14 protein-coding genes and 3 tRNA genes are annotated in these 18790 nt (G+C 61.8%); 8 read left to right on the plus strand and 9 right to left on the minus strand.

Annotated elements, in window-relative coordinates; translation table 11 throughout:
- The first annotated feature begins 54 nt into the window (after positions 1–54).
- From VF672_RS12035 to VF672_RS12055, 5 genes are all read left to right on the plus strand, one after another.
- Positions 55–130 (plus strand) — tRNA-Gly (locus tag VF672_RS12035).
- A gap of 103 nt (positions 131–233) precedes the next feature.
- Positions 234–309: transfer RNA gene (locus tag VF672_RS12040), tRNA-Glu, on the plus strand.
- A gap of 3 nt (positions 310–312) precedes the next feature.
- Positions 313–388: transfer RNA gene (locus VF672_RS12045), tRNA-Gly, on the plus strand.
- Between the two features lie 278 nt (positions 389–666).
- Positions 667–1626: an ABC transporter substrate-binding protein gene (locus VF672_RS12050; protein ID WP_414705599.1), complete on the plus strand. Its 960-nt coding sequence runs from the start codon at positions 667–669 to the stop codon at positions 1624–1626.
- 48 nt (positions 1627–1674) lie between these two features.
- Positions 1675–3963, plus strand: coding sequence for a molybdopterin guanine dinucleotide-containing S/N-oxide reductase (locus tag VF672_RS12055; RefSeq protein ID WP_331104818.1), 2289 nt, complete (start codon positions 1675–1677; stop codon positions 3961–3963).
- Between the two features lie 433 nt (positions 3964–4396).
- Here the strand turns inward: VF672_RS12055 and VF672_RS12060 are convergent, their stop codons facing one another.
- From VF672_RS12060 to VF672_RS12080, 5 genes are all read right to left on the minus strand, one after another.
- Positions 4397–5584 carry an acyl-CoA dehydrogenase family protein gene (locus VF672_RS12060; RefSeq protein WP_331104819.1) on the minus strand — a complete coding sequence of 396 codons (1188 nt, stop codon included), beginning with the start codon at positions 5582–5584 and terminating at the stop codon, positions 4397–4399.
- A complete protein-coding gene (locus VF672_RS12065) occupies positions 5581–6960 on the minus strand; it encodes an LLM class flavin-dependent oxidoreductase (RefSeq protein ID WP_331104820.1) in 1380 nt (459 codons plus the stop codon). The genes VF672_RS12060 and VF672_RS12065 overlap by 4 nt, the downstream gene beginning before the upstream one ends.
- 23 nt (positions 6961–6983) lie before the next feature.
- Entirely contained in the window at positions 6984–8006 is a 1023-nt protein-coding gene (locus VF672_RS12070; RefSeq protein WP_331104821.1) for an ABC transporter substrate-binding protein, read from the minus strand.
- 330 nt (positions 8007–8336) lie between these two features.
- Positions 8337–9917, minus strand: coding sequence for a rhodanese-related sulfurtransferase (locus tag VF672_RS12075; protein ID WP_331104822.1), 1581 nt, complete (start codon positions 9915–9917; stop codon positions 8337–8339).
- The gene (locus tag VF672_RS12080; protein ID WP_331104823.1) at positions 9914–10522 is read right to left on the minus strand and encodes a cysteine dioxygenase; all 609 of its coding nucleotides are present in this window, start codon (positions 10520–10522) and stop codon (positions 9914–9916) included. Before VF672_RS12080 ends, VF672_RS12075 begins: the two co-directional genes overlap by 4 nt.
- 200 nt (positions 10523–10722) lie before the next feature.
- On the opposite strand from VF672_RS12080, the gene VF672_RS12085 reads away from it, so the two are divergent.
- Complete coding sequence (locus tag VF672_RS12085) at positions 10723–11628, plus strand: LysR family transcriptional regulator (protein WP_331104824.1); 906 nt, start codon at positions 10723–10725, stop codon at positions 11626–11628.
- Positions 11629–11753: 125 nt separating this feature from the next.
- Positions 11754–12560 carry a class II aldolase/adducin family protein gene (locus tag VF672_RS12090; protein WP_331104825.1) on the plus strand — a complete coding sequence of 269 codons (807 nt, stop codon included), beginning with the start codon at positions 11754–11756 and terminating at the stop codon, positions 12558–12560.
- Between the two features lie 174 nt (positions 12561–12734).
- Here the strand turns inward: VF672_RS12090 and VF672_RS12095 are convergent, their stop codons facing one another.
- From VF672_RS12095 to VF672_RS12110, 4 genes are all read right to left on the minus strand, one after another.
- The gene (locus tag VF672_RS12095) at positions 12735–13823 is read right to left on the minus strand and encodes an LLM class flavin-dependent oxidoreductase (protein ID WP_331104826.1); all 1089 of its coding nucleotides are present in this window, start codon (positions 13821–13823) and stop codon (positions 12735–12737) included.
- Positions 13824–14484: 661 nt separating this feature from the next.
- Entirely contained in the window at positions 14485–14895 is a 411-nt protein-coding gene (locus tag VF672_RS12100; protein WP_331104827.1) for a PA2817 family protein, read from the minus strand.
- A gap of 64 nt (positions 14896–14959) precedes the next feature.
- Positions 14960–15163: a hypothetical protein gene (locus VF672_RS12105; RefSeq protein ID WP_331104828.1), complete on the minus strand. Its 204-nt coding sequence runs from the start codon at positions 15161–15163 to the stop codon at positions 14960–14962.
- A gap of 193 nt (positions 15164–15356) precedes the next feature.
- Complete coding sequence (locus VF672_RS12110) at positions 15357–17801, minus strand: acyl-CoA dehydrogenase (RefSeq protein ID WP_331104829.1); 2445 nt, start codon at positions 17799–17801, stop codon at positions 15357–15359.
- 213 nt (positions 17802–18014) lie between these two features.
- Between VF672_RS12110 and VF672_RS12115 the strand changes: the two genes are divergently transcribed.
- Entirely contained in the window at positions 18015–18638 is a 624-nt protein-coding gene (locus VF672_RS12115; RefSeq protein ID WP_331104830.1) for a glutathione S-transferase, read from the plus strand.
- Positions 18639–18790 lie beyond the last annotated feature (152 nt).

Raw genomic sequence — 18790 nt, forward strand, 5'->3', positions numbered from 1 at the left:
ACACCGCCCTTTCACGGCGGTAACAGGGGTTCGAGTCCCCTAGGGGACGCCATTGCGGGAATAGCTCAGTTGGTAGAGCACGACCTTGCCAAGGTCGGGGTCGCGAGTTCGAGTCTCGTTTCCCGCTCCATTTTTAAGCAGCTTTGCTCCAGGGCGAAGTTGAGTGAAACCAGGAAGCGTCTTCGGATGTGTTTCTGGAACTGGAACACAACACCATGGTGTTTCCAGGCTGTGTCCCCTTCGTCTAGTGGCCTAGGACACCGCCCTTTCACGGCGGTAACAGGGGTTCGAGTCCCCTAGGGGACGCCATTTGCGGGAATAGCTCAGTTGGTAGAGCACGACCTTGCCAAGGTCGGGGTCGCGAGTTCGAGTCTCGTTTCCCGCTCCAAATTCTCAAAAACGCCGCTCAACAGAGCGGCGTTTTTGTTTGTGCGGGATTTTTTTCCATTAAGCCCATCGTCGTTTTAATCTGCTCAATCCGCATATTTGCTTATAACTATATTGAATTTATTTAATATAAATTTCGATGCTATGGTTCTAATCCGCGTGCTGCTCAACCCAGCGCCAGGCCCAAGAATCGGCTACCGCACAGGCGGACCGGCACTCATTTCATGATCCGGTTCCGATGGAGCCTCCCGGAGATAGCCTGTGTCGATCAAATCCCTTCTGCTGCGCCCTGCGTTGTCCCTCCTTTTATTCACCGGCTCTCTCAGCGCGATACAGGCCGCAGAACTGGTCGTGGGCGATCAAAGCTACGGCGCTCGCACCGTCATGGAAGCCGCTGGCGTACTCAACGATTTGCCCTACACGCTGGAGTGGAAACAGTTCACCGCAGGCTCGCCGGTGGCGGAAGCGCTCAATGCCGGCAGTCTCGACGTCGGGCTGTTGGGTGATGCCCCCGTGCTGTTTCTCGGCGCACTGGGCGCGCCGATCAAGGTGATCGGCGTTTCCCGGCAGAACCTGGCCGGCGTGGCGATCGTGGTCGGCAAGGATTCACCGATCCACTCCGTGGCCGACCTTAAAGGCAAGCGGGTAGCGATCTGGAAGGGCTCGTGGAGCCAGCAGTTGATGCTGACCGCGCTGGACAAGGCCGGTGTGCCGCGGGAGGCGGTGGAGTATCGATATCTGAGCGCGCTGGACGCTTCCCACGCCCTGGACGGCGGTTCGGTTGATGCCATCGCCACGTGGGATCCCTACGTGATTCAGCAGGAACGCCAAGGAGGGCGGGTGATCACCACTGCCCAGGACCTGATCCCGGCGCAGAGCTTCGTCGTCGCCAATGATCGTTCGATCAAGGACAAACGTGCCCAGATCAGCGATTTCCTGCAGCGCCTGCAAAAGGCCCGGGCCTGGTCGGTGGCCAGCAAGCAGAACACCGACACGTACGCCAACGCATGGGCCGTGCTGTCCAAGGCGGATCCGGAGGTCGCGCGCGGCTGGTTCGAACGCTCGGCGACGGTGGTGCTGCCCATTTCGCCGCAGGTCATTGCCAAGGCGCAGCAGACCATCGACTTTTTTAACGCTGCCGGGCTGACGAAATCCTATCCGGCTGGCACTGTGTTCGACGACTCCTTTGCCTCTGCCCTTGAGGCTGCGTATAACACATCGGCCCAAGCGGCACGCTGATCGATCACGGTACTCACCGCGCAGGCCCGCTTGCTGGAGCATTGACCCATGAGTTTCACCTCATTGCATTGGGGCGCCTACCGTCCACGGGTTGTCGACGGTCGGCTCGAGGCCATGGATCCGGTGGAATGGGACGCGGACCCTTCGCCGATCGGGGCTTCGATTCCCGGCGCCATTGACTCGGCCACACGCATCCGTCGGCCGGCCGTGCGTCGCAGTTTTCTGGAGCGTTTCGACAATCACCCGGCGCTGCGCAATCCTCATCTGCGCGGCAACGAAGCGTTCGTCGAAGTGCCGTGGGATGTCGCGCTCGACCTGGTTGCGACGGAGCTGAAGCGGGTCAAGGGCGAGCACGGCAATCGCGCGATATTCGGCGGCAGCTATGGCTGGGGCAGCGCGGGGCGGTTTCATCACGCCCAGAGCCAGTTGCACCGCTTCCTGAACAGCTACGGTGGCTACGTCTACAGCGTCGACAGTTACAGCCTCGGTGCCGGCCGGGTGTTGATGCCGCACATCGTCGGCAACATGGACTGGCTGCTGGCGGCGCATACGTCGTGGCACAACCTGGCAGAACATTGCGAACTGTTCGTGGCATTTGGCGGTTTGCCGGTCAAGAACGCGCAGTGCAGCCCGGGTGGCGCCAGCGATCATCTGGTCAGCGAGGGCATTCGCAAGATGTCAGAAGCTGGCGTGCAGTTCGTCAACGTCAGCCCGCTGCGCGACGATTTGCAAGGCCCTGAGCGCAATGAGTGGCTGCCCGTACGGCCTGGCAGCGACACCGCCTTGATGATCGCGCTGTGCTGGGTGCTGGTGGACGAAGGGCTGCACAACGAAACATTCTTGCGCCGTTACACGGTGGGGCATGAGCGGTTTATCGAGTATTTGCAGGGCGCCGTCGATGGCGTGGCGAAGACCCCTGCGTGGGCAGCGGGGCTGACGGATATTCCGGCGCAGCGGATCACCAGCCTCGCGCGGCAGATGGCCGGCAAGCGCACGATGATCAACGTTGCCTATTCGCTGCAACGCGCACAGTTTGGCGAGCAACCGTTCTGGATGACCGTGACCCTGGCGGCGATGCTCGGGCAGATTGGCCTGCCCGGCAGTGGATTCGGTCTGGGTTACGGCTGCATGAACAACACCGGCAGCGGACGCAAGGCGTTTTCCGGTCCGCGCTTTTCGCAGGGCGTGAACCCGGTCAAGGATTTCATACCGGTGGCGCGGTTTACCGACATGCTGATTCACCCGGGCGAGCCTTTCGATTACAACGGTCAGCGGCAGCGCTATCCGGACATTCGTTTGGTCTACTGGGCGGGCGGCAATATTTTCCATCATCACCAGGACATCAATCGCCTGGTGCAGGCCTGGCAGCGTCCGGAAACCATCATCGTTCATGAGCAATTCTGGACCGCCCAGGCCAAGCATGCGGACATTGTCCTGCCCGCCACCACTGCGCTGGAGCGCGATGACATCGGCAGCGCGGCCTCCGATCGTTACATGATTGCCATGCATAAGGTGCTCGAGCCGGTGGGGGAGGCGCGGGACGATTATGCGATCTTCGCCGCGCTTTCCCGTCGGCTGGACTGCGAGCCCGCTTTTACCGAGGGCCGTGACGCCGGGCAATGGCTGCGCTTGCTGTATGAAGAATCGCGGCCGCGTGCCAGAAGCTTCGCCATCGAGCTGCCCGCGTTTGAGCAGTTCTGGCGCGAGGGCCTGTTTGAGGTCGACTACCCGGCGCAGGAGACGGTGCTCCTCAAGGCATTTCGTGAAGATCCGCAGGCCAATCCGCTGCAGACGCCGTCGGGCAGGATCGAGATTTTCAGCGAGACCATCGCCGGATTTGGCTACGCCGATTGCCCCGGTCATCCGGTATGGCTGAGCAAGCCCGCGCAGTCGTCACCGCTGCATTTGCTGTCCAATCAGCCCAAGACACGGCTGCACAGTCAGTACGACCACGGCGCGTACAGCCAGGCCTCGAAAATCCAGGGGCGCGAGCCGCTGACGATTAATCGGCAGGACGCCTTGGCCCGAGGGATTGTCGCGGGGGATGTGGTCAGGGTGTTTAACGGGCGAGGTGCCTTTTTGGCCGGGGTCATTGTGTCCGACGACATTCGTCCGGGCGTGGTGCAGATCGCCACCGGCGCCTGGTTTGATCCCTTGGTGAAGGGGCAGGCGAACAGCCTGGAGAAACATGGCAACCCGAATGTGCTGACCGAAGATATCGGCGCGTCGAGCTTGTCCCAAGGCTGCTCAGCGCAGACGGTCTCGGTGGAGGTGGAGAAGTGGCAGGGCAAGCTGCCGCCGATCACCGCGTTCGAGCCACCCGAGATGCTGGCTTGACCGGTGAACGGAAGCACGACGCCACCTTGTGAGACTGGCGGAACGCGACCCTTGTGGGACCGGCTTTAGCCGGGAAAGCGTCGGGCGTCGCGCTGCCAGATTGAGGGTGTGCATGCTGGCGTCTTCCCGGCTGAAGCCGGTCCCACTGAAAAGCACCGCGTCACCTGAGGGACTGGCTGGACGCGACATCTCGTACCCTGGGGTACTGGCTGAACGCGACATCGCGTACCCTGGGGGGCTGGCTGGACGCGGCATTTGTGGGACCGGCTTTAGCCGGGAAAGCGTTGGCGTCACGCTGCAAGATTGAGGGTGTGCATGCTGGCGTCTTCCCGGCTGAAGCCGGTCCCACTAAACAGCATCGCGTACACCAAAGGGACCGGCTGAACGCGACCTGTGTGGGACCGGCTTTAGCCGGGAAGGGCATTGCAGTGCATCACTGTTTACCCGATCGCCCGGCAAACACTGCCTTGCCCACTCCCTGCAATACCACATCATTTTGCGGTGTATGAACGCGGCCGCACAGGACGTTGCGGTAGTGCCGTTGCAGCGGGTTGCTGCGGGACAGGCCCGGGTTGCCGGTGGCTTCGATGGCCAGCTCGACCGCGCGAATGGCGTTGCTGGTCACCAGGTACTTGATTTGCGCCGCGTGTCCGGCCGGCGTCAGGCCATGGGTCGCTGATTCCAGTAGTGTCCGGTTGGCAAACAGCAACGTGTCGATGTGGCCGAGTGCTTCCTGAAAGCGCGGCAAGGTCGACAGCGACGCGCCGAGATTGGACGGCGTGCGCTGTTCAAGGAAGTCCACCAGCCAGTCTCGCGCCGATTGGGCAATGCCGTCGTACACCGACGACAACAGCACCGACATCCACAGCAATCCCGTCGCGTCCAGCTCGGGCTGCGGCGCGCTCGCCGGGCTGGTATTGACGGCATGGTCCAGCGGCACCAGTACGTTGTCGAAAATCACGTCGTGGCTGGACGTCGCGCGCATGCCCAGATGGTCCCACCCTCCAACGACGCTAACGCCCGGACTGTCTTTGGGTACCAGCCACACCCCGACCAATGGATCGGCGTCGTCGCTGCGCCCCCAGACGTTCAGCCACGTCAGGCCATGGCTGCCCGTCGAGTAGATTTTCCGCCCGCTGATCCGCCACCCTTCCGTCGTCCGACGGGCAACCGTTGCCGGCAATCCCCCTCGTGACGGCGAGCCCAGGTCCGGCTCGACGCGCAGCGCGTTGATCAGCGCCCCGTTACGTGTTGCATCTAGCGCGACCCGACGATACAGAGGCTCCGGCCAGTTTCGGATCTCGCGAATCCGCGCATGCTGGATGTACTGCATCACCAGGATCAGCGCGGTCGACGGCTCCCCCCGCGCCACGGCGCTGATCACTTGCTGTGCCTTCTTGAGATCGCCCCCGCCGCCGCCCAGCGAGCGTTCCACCGTCAGGCCCAGCAGGTCGTGCTCGTGCAGCAAGCGGAAGTTGGCGTGCGGGAATTCAGCCGTTTCATCGTAGTGCTCAGCGGTCTCGGCCAGCCGTTCGGTTATCGCCTGCAAGCGCGCCACAAAAGCCGCGTCTGTCTCGGTAATCCCTGAGGCGTCGGGTGCCCGGTTCACGCCTGCGCTCATGCCGGGACCTGCGATGTTTCAGCGGCCGCGTCAGGGTCAGTAACGGTCGACGTCGCCGATCGCGCGGCGGTGTAACCATTGACCGGAAACTCAAGGCCGAAGTGCTCGCGCAGGGTCGAGCCGGTGTAATCGGTGCGTTGCAGGCCGCGCTGCTGCAGAACGGGTATGACCAGCTCGGTGAAGTATTTCAGGCCGTCAGGCAGCACGGAATTGATGATGAAGCCATCGCTGGCGCCGTTCTCGAACCAGTGCTGAATCTTGTCAGCGACCTGTTCGGGCGTGCCAACGAACTCGCGCCGAGGACGGGAGAAGTCCAGCGCGACCTGGCGCAGCGTCAGGTTCTGTTCCCTGGCCTGCTGCTTGATCCGGTCGGAGCCGCCTTTCTGACTGTTGGCGCCCAGATCACCCAGGTCCGGAAACGGCTCATCCAGCGGGTATTGCCTGAAGTCGTGGTCGTTGAACGGCCGGCCCAGGGCGACGATGGCGTCCTCGATGCTCACCAGTTCCACCGCCTGCTGATAACGTTGCTCTACTTCGGCAGCGTCCCGGCCGACGATGGGACGAATGCCCGGCAGGATCGACAGATCGTCCGGGTTACGGCCGAAACCGGCAGCGCGCCGCTTGAGGTCGCCGTAATACGCCTGGGTTTCTTCGAAGGATTCGGCATGAACGAAAATCGCATCGGAATATTCGGCGGCGAAGTTGCGCCCGTCATCGGAGGTGCCGGCCTGAAACAGCACCGGTTGGCCCTGACGCGAGCGGGCGATGTTCAGCGGACCCTTCACCTGGAAGAAGTCCCCGGAGTGATTCAAGGCATGCAGCTTGCTGCGGTCAAAAAACTCGCCGGTCTGTTTGTTGCGGGTGAAGGCGTCGTCCTCCCAGGAGTCCCACAGCCCTTTGACCGCTGAAACGTGTTCCCTGGCAATGCGATAACGCACGGCGTGGGGCGGATGCTCGCTCTTGCTGAAGTTTTCAGCGGTGCCGCTGAGCCACGAGGTGACGATGTTCCAGCCGGCGCGGCCGCCGCTGATGTGGTCCAGCGACGAGATTTGCCGCGCCACCTGAAAGGGTTCGGTGTAGCTAACGGTGACAGTGGCCACCAGGCCAATCCTGCGGGTGGTGGCGGCCAGCGCCGAGAGAATGGTCAGCGGCTCGAACCGATTGAGGTAGTGGGGGCTCGAGTCCTTATGAATGTGCAGGCTGTCGGCGATAAACACGAAATCGAATTTCGCGTCTTCGGCCAGTTGGGCCTGGCCCTTGTACCAGTCGAAATTGGTGCTCGCGTCGGCCTGTGCGTCCGGGTGGCGCCATTCGCCCCAACCGTGGCCCACACCGTGAACCATTGCACCGAATTTGAGTTGACGAGGCTTGCTCATGGGGTGTGCTCCTGAATCGATCGCTAGCGCGCAGCTTGGGGATTGGCTTGGTTGGCAGCGTGTTCGGCGGCTTGTTCGGCAGCCAGGCGGATGGCATTGAAGTCAGGGTCGAAGCCTTGGGACACGTCGACGTGCTTGTTGAGGATGCCTTCGCGCTGATAGATGTCCGCCGTGTTCTGCAGGCCCTTGATCACGCTGTCGTCGATGTTCACGCGTTCGGTTTTGGTTTCCTGATTGACCGCCAGGTGGACGGCCAGCGGCAGGCCGGTGACCTTGGTCTGGGCGGCGGCGTACTCGGCAGGATGGGCGTCGGCCCAGCGGTAGGCGCGGTCCAGGCGCACCACGAAGTCATCCAGTTGCACACGCTTCTCGGCGATGGCCGAGCGGGTCGCGGCGAGGTAGGAATGATTGGTCAGCAGGTCCGGCCCGTTGGGCAGGATGCGCGCGCCGTTCTGCGTGGCGACGGTGGTGTAGGGCGCCCAGGTGGCCCAGGCGTCAGCGTCGCCGTTGTCGAGAATCAGCCGCGATTCGCTGGGCAACAGAAAGACGAACTGCACGTCGCTGGTCTTTAACCCGGCTTCATTCAGCGCGCGAATCGCCAGGTAATGGCCGATGGAACCCCGTCCGGTGACGATGCGCTTGCCCTTGAGGTCGGCAACGGACTTGACCGGCGAGTCGTTGCGCACGATCAGCGCGGTGGTGTAACGGCCCTTGACGTGGGTGATGCTGATGACCTTCAACGCCGCGCCGGCGCCCAGCGCAAACACATAAGGCGCATCGCCCAGCGCGCCGACGTCGACGGCCCCGGCGTTAAGGGCTTCGCCCAAGGGGGATGCGGAGGGGAATTCGGAGAATTTGATCTCGTAGGGCACGCTTTTCAGCTCGCCGGAGACCTCCAGCAGCACCTTCAGCGCGGATTTCTGGTTGGCGACAAGCAGCGGCTGGAGAGGTTCGGCGGCTTGCAGGGTCTGGCCGAATGACAGCGCGAGCAGTGCACCGAGTAGCACGTTTCGGGCACGGAGCAGGGGAGTGAAGGGGGCGGACATGGTGCGTGTCTCCAGGCATAAAATGGATTCTGGCCTCCGCCTGGAGAAGGGGTCGGCAAGGGGTTTGACCTTATGCCTATAAGAAACGCGATGGAAGTATCTTTTGGTTATAAGCTAATTATGTACTTGTGTAATTATCCCATCCTTAGATATCAACTTTATGCATGTAATGGGCGCCAGTGATGCGCTCTGTGCACGCCTGCGCTGTAGCCTGATGCGCTCGTCTGCGAAGCAGCTGGCATGCTGGCGAACCGGGTGGGTCATCGACGTCTGTAGGTCTGACTCACTGCGTTCGCCAGCAAGCCGGCTTGTGCATCCATGCATCGCGGTCTAGATCACATGAAACCCATGGGTGCCGTCGCGGCCCAATTGCTCGACCAGCCCGTATTCCCAATCCAGATACGCCTGCATCGCCTCTCGGGGCGCCTCGGTCCCTTCGTAAGGCCGGCGATAGCGATCGATACGCGGTGAGGCCAGATGGCTCTCGCCGTGCTCAAGCTCGAATCCCGCTGTCACCCAACTGGCGGTGCCGTCTTTCAACACGAACACCGGCTTGCCGGTCAGCGCCTCGACCTCCGACACCGCCAGGCGCGCGAGTTTGCTGCTGCCGCAGGTCAACACATAACGCTCGGCGGCCGGAATGTTGCGCAGCGCATGGGCAAGATCGGCACGCAGCGTCCACCAGGCCCCCGGAATGTGCTGCTTGACGTAGTTGGCGCTGGCAGTGAAATCCAGCACTGCCACGCCACCGTGTTCGCCCCACTCATGCAGCGTCTGCGCGGTGATCTCCTCGACCTGCGGCGGGGGCGGGCTCGGGGCGTTCCATCCGCCTTTTTCGCTGAAATCCTCGGGCCGCAGGTCGTCCACCACGAACACCTCCCACCCCAGCTGCGCCAGCCACGACGCCGACATGTTCGCGCGCACGCCGTCATCGTCCAGCAACACCAGTCGTGCGCCGCGCACGCTGGCGTAGTGGTCAGTCTCCTGCACCAGTTGCCCGCCCGGAGTCGAGCGTGCGCCAGGCACATGGCCGGCCTCGAACTCCTCAGGGGTGCGCACATCGAACAGGTACGTGGTGCGTGTCGTTTCGGTTTGCCATGCGAGCACGTCAGCACGGCTGCCGCGTTTCACCCCGGCTTTATCCGCCACGCTGCGCGCATCGGCCCGAGCGACTTCTCGCGTCGATTCACTGACCTGAGGGAAGCGCCGCGATTGGCCGTGATCCAGCGTCTGCCCGGCGAGCAGCCAGCCGATGGTGCCATTTCGCAGGGCCGCAATCGGGTTAGGCAGGCCGGCGTTGACCAGCGACTGGGTGCCGATGATGCTGCGCGTACGCCCCGCGCAGTTGACGATGATCCGGGTCTCGGGATCAGGCGCCAGCTCGCGCGCGCGCAGCACCAGTTCGGCCCCGGGCACACTGACGCCGGTGGGAATGCTCATGGTGTGGTATTCGTCGAACCGCCGCGCATCCAGCACGACCACGTTGGCCTTGGCGTCGAGCAACTGCTTGACCTCTTCGGCGGCCAGTGACGGCGTGTGACGATGATGTTCCACCAACTCGCCGAACGCCTTGCTCGGTACATTCACATCGATGAACACCTCGCCGCCGGCGTCGCGCCAGCCCTGCAATCCGCCTTCCAGCAACTTCACGTCGACGTAACCCAGGTCTTGCAGACGCTGGGCGGCGCGCTCGGCCAGACCTTCGCCATCGTCGTACAGCGTGACGGCGGTGTCGCGGCGCGGGATACGCGAGAACACTTCCAGCTCCAGCTTCGATAACGGGATGTTGGCCGCAAACAGCGGGTGAGCTTCGGCAAAAGGCGCCTCTTCGCGCACATCGACCAGCGCCACTTCTTCATGGGCGAGCAGGGCGCGACGGACGTCGGCGTAAGTACGGGTGTGATGGGTCATTGGGCTTGGTTCTCTTTGGACAGATCCCAGATGTTGGGCAGAAAGGCGCTGGAATAACCGGAGATAAACAGCTTTTCGCTGCCATCCGGCTGATAAACGGCGCGCTTCACGGCGCCGATGTTGGCGCCGTACACATGAATGCTGATCGACACCTGGTCGTCGAATGCGTTGCTGACCTGATGAATGTCGTTGTTCTGGGGCGATAGTGCCTCGACGTGGCCGGGTTGCAGGCGGATCGCCGGGCCTTCCTGCTCCAATCGACCCTCGGCGCTGCGGGCGAACCCCTGTGAATACTCGGCGCCGCGCAGCATGCCGATCAAGCCCCAGACGCGGTGATCGTGAATCGGCGTGCTCTGACCCGGTCCCCACACGAAGCTGACCACGGAAAAGCGCTGCCGCGAATCGGCATGCAGTAAAAACTGTTGATAGCGCGTCGGATCGGGAATGGCAAACTCATCCGGCAACCAGTCGTCATAACGGACCAGCTGGCCCAGCAACTTGCCGCCCCGGGAGAGCAGGTCGGCCTCCCTCGGGTTGCTGTCGATCAGCTCGGCCAGCGCGCCGATAAAAGCCCTGAGTCGTTCAGGGTGTCGGATGTGGGTCATGTCGGCTCCGGGCAGATAGGGATGCTGAATATAAGCATAATGCGGCTGCCTAATATGCTATTTATTGATGATTAGGTTATAACCAAAACGCAGCAGGCCACCGACTCGAACGGCCTGCGCTGACGCGAGGCTATCCAGAATTCCCGTTAGCCATTATGATTTTTGCCTATCTTGCTTCCCTTATTCCATGTGCGATCCGAATGAAAATTGATGACATCGATGCGTTTGTAGCGGTCATTCGCTGCCAGTCGATCAGCCATGCCGCTGAATCCCTGGACCTGACCCAGCCGGCGATCACGCGCCGGGTGCAGAATTTCGAGCAGGCGCTGGGCGTTGAGTTGTTCGACCGTAATACCAAGCCCCTCAAACCGACGCCCATGGGCACGCAGGTCTATCAGAAGTGCCTGTCGATCCTGCGGGAAATGGACTCATTGCGCGAGCTGGTCGCCAGCGACACGCCACCCAGCGGTCTGCTGAGGCTGGGGGTGCCGCAGACCATCGGTGATGTCGTGCTGCTGGACGCGTTGAAACACCTGCGCGGGCAGTTTCCTGACCTGCGTGCGCAAGTGATCACCGGCTGGGGCAGCCACCTGATCGGCAAAATCGAGAACGGTGAACTGGACGCGGCGGCGGCGCTGTTTCCTGCCGGGAAGATTTTCCCCGACGGCATCGTCGGCGAGTCCATTGGCAAGATGGAACTGGTGGTGGTGTGCGCGAAGAGTGCGCTGCCAAAAAAACCGATCAAACTTGCCGACTGCTATGACCTGGGTTGGGTGCTGAACCCCGACGGTTGCGGTTTCCGTGCCGGGCTGCAACGCACCCTGACGGATCAGGGCTTGAGCCTGAGGGTCAATCTGGAAACCTTCGGCACCGAGCTGCAACTCGGGCTGGTCGCCGACGGCATGGGCCTGGGACTGGTGCCGCGTCCGTTGCTGGAGCGCAGCGTTCATCGCGACATGCTGGCCGCCATGCCCCTCAAGGACTTCAAACCGGTGATGGACCTGTGGCTGATGTATCCGCGCTTCCTGGGCAACTTGCAGGCGCCGGTGGCGTCGTTCGGCAGCCTGGTGGCGCAATCGCTGAGACAGGAGCGCGATGCAGCTTGAGACTGCACCCCAAATAAATAAAAATTATTGATAATTAGCTTAGAAGAAAATGTGATTTTTAATCATTTTCCACAACGCCTACGCTGCCCTGAATACGTCTGAGCCAGACCACCAGGGAGTCATGCATGAGTAACGTCAGTTCTTTGCCCGTTCAGTCCGGTAACAACGCCGCAAGCGTGCGCGATCGGGTCAGCCCCGAAGAGTGGGAGGTGCGGGTGAAACTGGCGGCGGCCTACCGGATCGCCGCGCTCAAACGCTGGACAGATCACATCTACACGCATTTCTCCGCACGGGTGCCGGGCCCTGATGAGCACTTTCTGATCAACGCGTTTGGCCTGCTGTTCGACGAGATCACGGCCTCCAATCTGGTGAAGGTCGATATCGACGGCACCCTCGTCGATGACCCTACCGGGTTAGGCATCAACAACGCCGGCTATGTTATCCACAGCGCTATTCATGCGGCACGTCCCGATTTGCAGGCCGTGTTGCATACCCACACCCGCGACGGGATTGCGGTTTCTGCGCAGAAGCGCGGCCTGTTGCCCATCTCCCAGCACTCCCTCAGTTTCTCCGGAAGGGTGGCCTATCACGGATACGAAGGCATCGCGCAAGACCTCGGCGAACGCGAACGGCTGGTGGCGGACCTGGGCGACAAAAGCGTGATGATCTTGCGCAACCACGGGTTGCTGACGGCAGGGCTGAGCGTTGAACATGCCTTTCAACAGCTGCACAACCTGGAATACGCCTGCAACATCCAGATTGCGGCGCAGGCGGCGGGCAATGCCGAGCTGATCTTCCCGCCCGAGGACGTGGTGAAGAAGGTGGAAGAGCAGGCCAAAGTCCTCAAAAGCGGCACTGGCCCGGGGGTGACACGGCACTGGAACGCGCTGATCCGTGAGCTGGATCGGCAGGGGACGGATTATCAGGACTGATCTTAATTCTGGCCCGACAGCTCTAGGATCGATCCACAATCCGTAGGAGCCGGCTTGCTGGCGAATGGGGTGGGTCATTCAATACAGCAGCTTCTGATCCGGCGCGTTCGCCAGCAAGCCGGCTCCTACGGAATGAACGCGGCGTTAGCAGAAACCGTTAGCCACGGCCACCATTCACGCCACCTTTTCGCGCTTCTCCTGCTCACGCCGTGCCACCAACTCGCGGGTCAGCGGGATGAGCTTTTTACCGTAATCAATCGCGTCTTCCAGAGGATCGAATCCTCGAATCAGGAACGTCGTGATCCCCAAGTCGTAGTAATCGAGCAGCGCCTCGGCCACTTGTTCTGGCGTGCCAACCAGCGCAGTGGAATTGCCTTTCGCGCCGAGCAGCCCGGCGATGCCCGTCCACAAGCGTTTATCCAGACGGGCGCCTTGGGCTGCGGCTTCCAGCAAGCGGCGCGAACCCTCGTTTGCCGGCTCTCGGCGCTCGAACGCAGACGCCTGCGCCAGCGCCTTTGCCCGCTCAAGAATGCTGTCCGCGCGCGCCCAGGCCTTGTCCTCTGTTTCCGCCAGAATCGGCCGCAACGACAAACTGAAACGCACCGTCCGCCCGTGCTTCGCGGCTTGCTCCCGGACCTGTTTGACGATGTCCCTTACTTGCTCATACGTCTCGCCCCACAGCGCATACACATCGGCATGCTTGCCAGCGACCTCCAGGGCTGCCTGCGACGCACCGCCGAAATACAGCGGAATGTGAGGCTGCTGCGGCGACTTGACCAGCGAATGCGCACCCTCGAACCGGTAATAGTCACCCTGGTGATCGAAGGGCTTCTCGGCCGTCCATTCCTGCCGCACCACGTCGAGGTACTCGTCCGTGCGGGCGTAACGTTCATCCTTGCCAATGAAACTGCCGTCGGCGCGCAGCTCCTGATCATCGCCGCCGGTGATGATATGCACAGCGATACGCCCGCCGGTGAACACGTCCAGCGTCGCGAACTGCCGCGCGGCAACAGTGGGCGAGATAAACCCCGGACGATGAGCGACGAGAAACTTCAGCGTGCGGGTGACATTCGCCGCATGAGACGCAACGAACGCGCTGTCCGGGCTATTGGAGTGATAAGCGACCAGCGCCCGATCAAACCCTGCCTCTTCATGAGCGCGGGCGACCTTTTCAACGTACTCAGGCTGCACGGCGGGCCCGCTGCGCGGATGAATTTCAGAACCGGGCTGGGTAGCGATATAACCGATGAACTCGATGCTCATGACAACTCCTTGTGCTGATGGGCCAACCGGCGTCAGGGGGCACGCGGGGCAAGTCAGCAACATAGGGGCAAGCGAAGGGTCTGTGAAATTCGATTTCGCGCTAAGCTAATTATAAAAAATATGCATTTACCCGGATTACAACATCAGGAATGTTTTGCTTGTCGCCCTCGAGCCCAAGATGACGCGGAGCATCTCGAGCTGCATTCCCACGCGGCGCGTGGGAACAATCTGCTGGATCTGCATCAAAAGCTTCCCGGCTAAAGCCGGTCCCACAAAAAAATCGCGCGGTCAGGAGGACCGGCTTCAGCCGGGAAACTCCCGATCTGCTCATGATTTGATCTTGATCTTCACACGCAGAAAGTCCAGACACCGCCAAACGCGACTTGGGTGCAGGCTGAACGCAGACGACGCGCAGTGGGTCGAGCCGCATGGATGCGGCGAGAGCGCCGTCAGGACATGGATGTCCGTTCGGCGCGGGCCCACGGAGCGTCGTCGGAGTGAGGGTATCCCGACGGAGGAGGGACCCAACCAGGAGCAAGCACCCTTGGTTACTTGGGGTGCTTTTCCAAGTAACTCGCCGAAGGCGAAACCGCTCTGCCGTTAGGCAGAGCCTAAGAAGGCGAAACCGCTCTGCCGTTAGGCAGAGCCTAAACAGTCACGATCAGTGCTTGGACTCAGACTGCGACATCGCCAACAACTGCTTCTCCTGATTCCAGTCAAACGGCTCATCATTCTCCATCGCCTCATGCCGACGCTCCTCCAGCGCCGTATACAAATCAATCTCCTCGTCCGGCATGAAATGCAGACAGTCGCCAGCGAAATACCACAGCAGATCACGCGGCACCAAATGAGCGATTTGCGGGTAGCGCTGAATGACCTGACACAACAGATCCTGCCCCAGGTACTGACTTTCGATAGGATCGGCCGGCAACAACGTCAACAGCTCATCGTAGCGCTCCAGAAACAGCGCATGACTTTCTTCGGGGACCTGCTCGGCGTCTCCCAGCGCGACCAGGATGCCGCGCAAGTGCAACAGCAGGTTCATAGTGTGGTCGAGATTGGCGTCGGCCATGATGAAGCCCTCAGAGACAAAAACAGGCGCGGGAGTATAGAGGCCCCCGCCGCCTGCGGCTATCTCAATGCCACAACCCGGCCAGATAGCGGTGACCTGCCTCTGTCAGGGCGAAATGGGCGAACGTGCCGTCGGGGCTGGGCAGACGGGTCACAAAGCCAATCATCAGAAGGGTTTGCAAGGTTTGTGTCGGCTTGCCGCTGTACAGGTCCTCCCCCGAGGCAATGTCAGCGAGCAGGCAGCGATGTGTCATGCGTTGATTGATCATGATGCGTCCCCTTGTCTTTTCTTGTTGTTACCGACGAGTGTAGGACAATTCCTAGGGGCAGTGTATGTAGACGTAAGTCGTGGTGATGGGGGCGATGGCAAGTTCGCCCACGAAGGCTCGAGCACTGTTGACCCGTGTCAGCGTCTGTACTCAAGCCATCGCGCGCAACCTCATGCCACAGCGCTTGCTCTGCTTAGCGGACCTTGCCGTCAGTGCCGAGCAGTTCTTCCTTGGCAAAATCATCCACATCGATCACCTTGCGCCGCGCCGCTTCTGCTGCGCGCAACGTCTGCGCTTCCGTCGCTTGCAGCACACCGGCGGTGAGCGCGGCATCGATCAAGTGTTGTCCGCCGGCCGGCTTGACCTGGCCGCTTTTCACCGCGTGATGCAGCTTGCTGCGAATGGCTTTGGCGCCGCTGAGCAAATCGCTCGCGTGCTGCAGCGCGCCGACCGGATCTTCGGCATCGGTGGGGCGATAGCAGCCGGCGAGCACCGATTCCAGCGCCGGGTCGCCTTTGGCGCGCCCGAGAATGTCTGCCACTTGCGCGTCGAGCACATCCGACGGCCCTTTGTGACGACGGCCGAACGGAAACACGATGCCCCGCAGCAGCCCGCCCAGCAGGCGGTTGGGGAAGTTGCTGAGCAGTTCGTCCAGCGCACGCTCCGACTCACCGAGCGCTTCTTCCATGGACCAGCAAAACAGCGGCGCCAGTGCCTCGGGATAATCCAGGTCGTGGTAGCGCTTGAGCGCGGCAGACGCCAGGTACATATGACTCAGCACATCACCCAGTCGCGCCGACAGACGCTCGCGGCGTTTCAGTTCACCGCCCAGCAGCATCATGCTCAGGTCAGCCAGCATGGCGAATGCGGCGGCCTGGCGGTTCAGCGCCCGGAAATACCCCTGGCTCAAGCGATCGCCCGGCACGCTTTCGAAATGCCCCAGCCCCAGGTTCAGCACCAGCGTGCTGGCCGCGTTACGCACGGCGAAACCAATGTGCTGCATCAACAAGCCATCGAACTCCACCACTGCGCGGTCGCGATCTTGTCGGCCGGCGAGGGCCATTTCCTTGAGCACGAACGGATGGCAGCGAATCGCACCCTGACCGAAGATCATCAGGTTGCGCGACAGAATGTTTGCGCCCTCCACGGTGATGAAAATCGGCGCGCCCTGCCACGAGCGACCCAGGTAATTGTTCGGGCCCATGATGATGCCCTTGCCGCCGTGCACATCCATGGCGTGAGTGATGCACTCGCGGCCGCGCTCGGTGAGGTGGTATTTCAGAATCGCCGACAGCACTGAAGGCTTTTCGCCCAGGTCCACCGCATTGGCGGTCAGGATGCGCGCGCTGTCCATGAGCCAGGCGTTGCCGCCGATGCGCGCCAGAGATTCCTGAATGCCTTCGAACGCCGCCAGCGGTACGTTGAATTGCTCGCGTACCTGGGTGTACTGGCCGGTGACGAGGCTGGTGAATTTCGCGGCACCGGTGCCCACCGCCGGCAGGGAAATCGAACGGCCGACGGACAGGCAATTCATCAGCATCATCCAGCCTTTGCCGAGCATCTCCTGGCCGCCGATCAGATACGCCAGCGGAATGAACACGTCCTTGCCGGCATTCGGGCCGTTCATGAAAGCGGCGCCCAATGGCAAATGACGCCGACCGATTTCCACACCGGCCGTATCGGTGGGAATCAGCGCCAGGCTGATACCCAGGTCTTCCTCTTCGCCCAGCAGGTGCTCGGGGTCGTAGGCCTTGAAGGCCAGGCCGAGGAGGGTGGCGACGGGGCCTAGGGTGATGTAGCGCTTTTCCCAGTTCAGGCGCAGACCGATGACTTCTTCACCTTCCCACTGACCCCTGCAAATGATGCCGGTGTCGGGCATCGCGCCTGCATCGGACCCGGCCAGTGGCCCGGTCAGGGCGAAACACGGGATCTCATCACCGCGCGCCAGACGCGGCAGGTAATGATTGCGCTGCTCGTCGGTGCCGTAATGCAGCAGCAATTCTGCCGGGCCCAAAGAATTGGGCACCATCACCGTGGAGGCCAGGTCGCCGCTGCGGGTCGCCAGCTTCATCGCCACCTGCGAATGGGCGTACGCCGAGAAACCCTTGCCGCCATATTCCTTGGGAATGATCAGGGCAAAAAAGCCATGCTCTTTTATATGCGCCCAGGCTTCAGGCGGCAGGTCCATGGCCTGCCCGATTGCCCAGTCACTGACCATGGCGCACAGCGCCTCAGTCGGGCCATCGAGGAAGGCCTGCTCTTCGTCAGTCAGTTGGCTCTTGGGATAGCTCAGCAGGGTGTTCCAGTCCGGGCGGCCGCTGAACAGCTCGCCATCCCACCACACCGTGCCGGCGTCGATGGCGTCGCGCTCGGTGGCGGACATGGGCGGCAGCACCTTTTGAAACCAGGAGAACATCGGCGCACTGAAGTGCCTGCGGCGCAGGTCCGGTAGCGCCAGCAGCATCGCGACGCCCAGCCATAACAGCCACGGGATGATCATCCAGCCGTGGGCATGACTGAACGCGCCCATCGCCAGCAGGTAAACCGCGACAATGCCAAGGGCAGGGAAGGGTGCCACCCTCCGGTGGGCCAGCCAGGCCACGCCAATCACCAGCACTACGATCCACAGCAACAGCATAAACAGCCCCTCCATGATGACGGCGCGATAAGCGCAACCGACCGCGCAGTCGACCGCTCTGGCCCGCGCATCGATAGTGACCCCGTGCTATCAGGGGAGTTCGTGGACTGGCCGATGCGCAGGAAATTGTGGCTTGAACACCCGCTTCCCGCAGTAGACTGTAGCCCGCCGCAAACGCCACTCAACGCTCGATGACCACACGGAGAATGCAACATGTTGAAGATATGGGGCCGCAAGAATTCGTCCAATGTGCGCAAGGCACTGTGGATCGCCGAGGAGCTGGGACTGGACTACGAGTCGTTGAATGCAGGCGGCGCCTTCGGTGTCATCGATCAGCCCGAGTACCTGGCGAAGAACCCCAACGGTGTGGTGCCGATGATTGAAGACGGCGAGTTCGTGCTGTGGGAATCCAACACCATCGTCCGCTACCTGGCCGCTCAATACGCACCGGACTCGGCGCTGTGTCCAGCCAGCGCCAAGGCGCGTGCCCTGGCCGAAAAGTGGATGGACTGGGCCACCTCCACGCTGGCCGGGCCTTTTCGCCCGGTTTTCTGGGGCGTCGTGCGCACGCCTGCCGAGCAGCGCGACTGGACACAAATCAACAACGCCGTAGCGCAAGTCGAGCGCCTGCTGAGCATCGTCGATGCAGCACTCGCCCGGCAGCCGTACCTCTCGGGCGATGAATTCGGTGTCGGCGATATTCCCCTCGGCTGCTTCGCTTATGCCTGGTTTGAAATGCCGATTGAACGCACAGAGCTGCCTCACCTCAAAGCCTGGTATGAACGTCTACAAGCGCGGCCGGCGTACCAGAAAGCTGTGATGACCCCGCTGACCTGAGTTCAGCCCGCGTCCAGTTAATACTGACTATCAACCGATGTCGCTGTACTTGGGCGGCATCGGCACGCAACATTGCGGCCACTGCGCCTGCAATATGGTCTGGCCCCTGATGTTCAAGCGGGGAGGCGTCAAGACCTCAGCGCCCGTATCAG

Origin of the sequence: Pseudomonas sp. (assembly GCF_036387035.1) — a bacterium.
In the GTDB taxonomy this organism is placed as follows: domain Bacteria; phylum Pseudomonadota; class Gammaproteobacteria; order Pseudomonadales; family Pseudomonadaceae; genus Aquipseudomonas.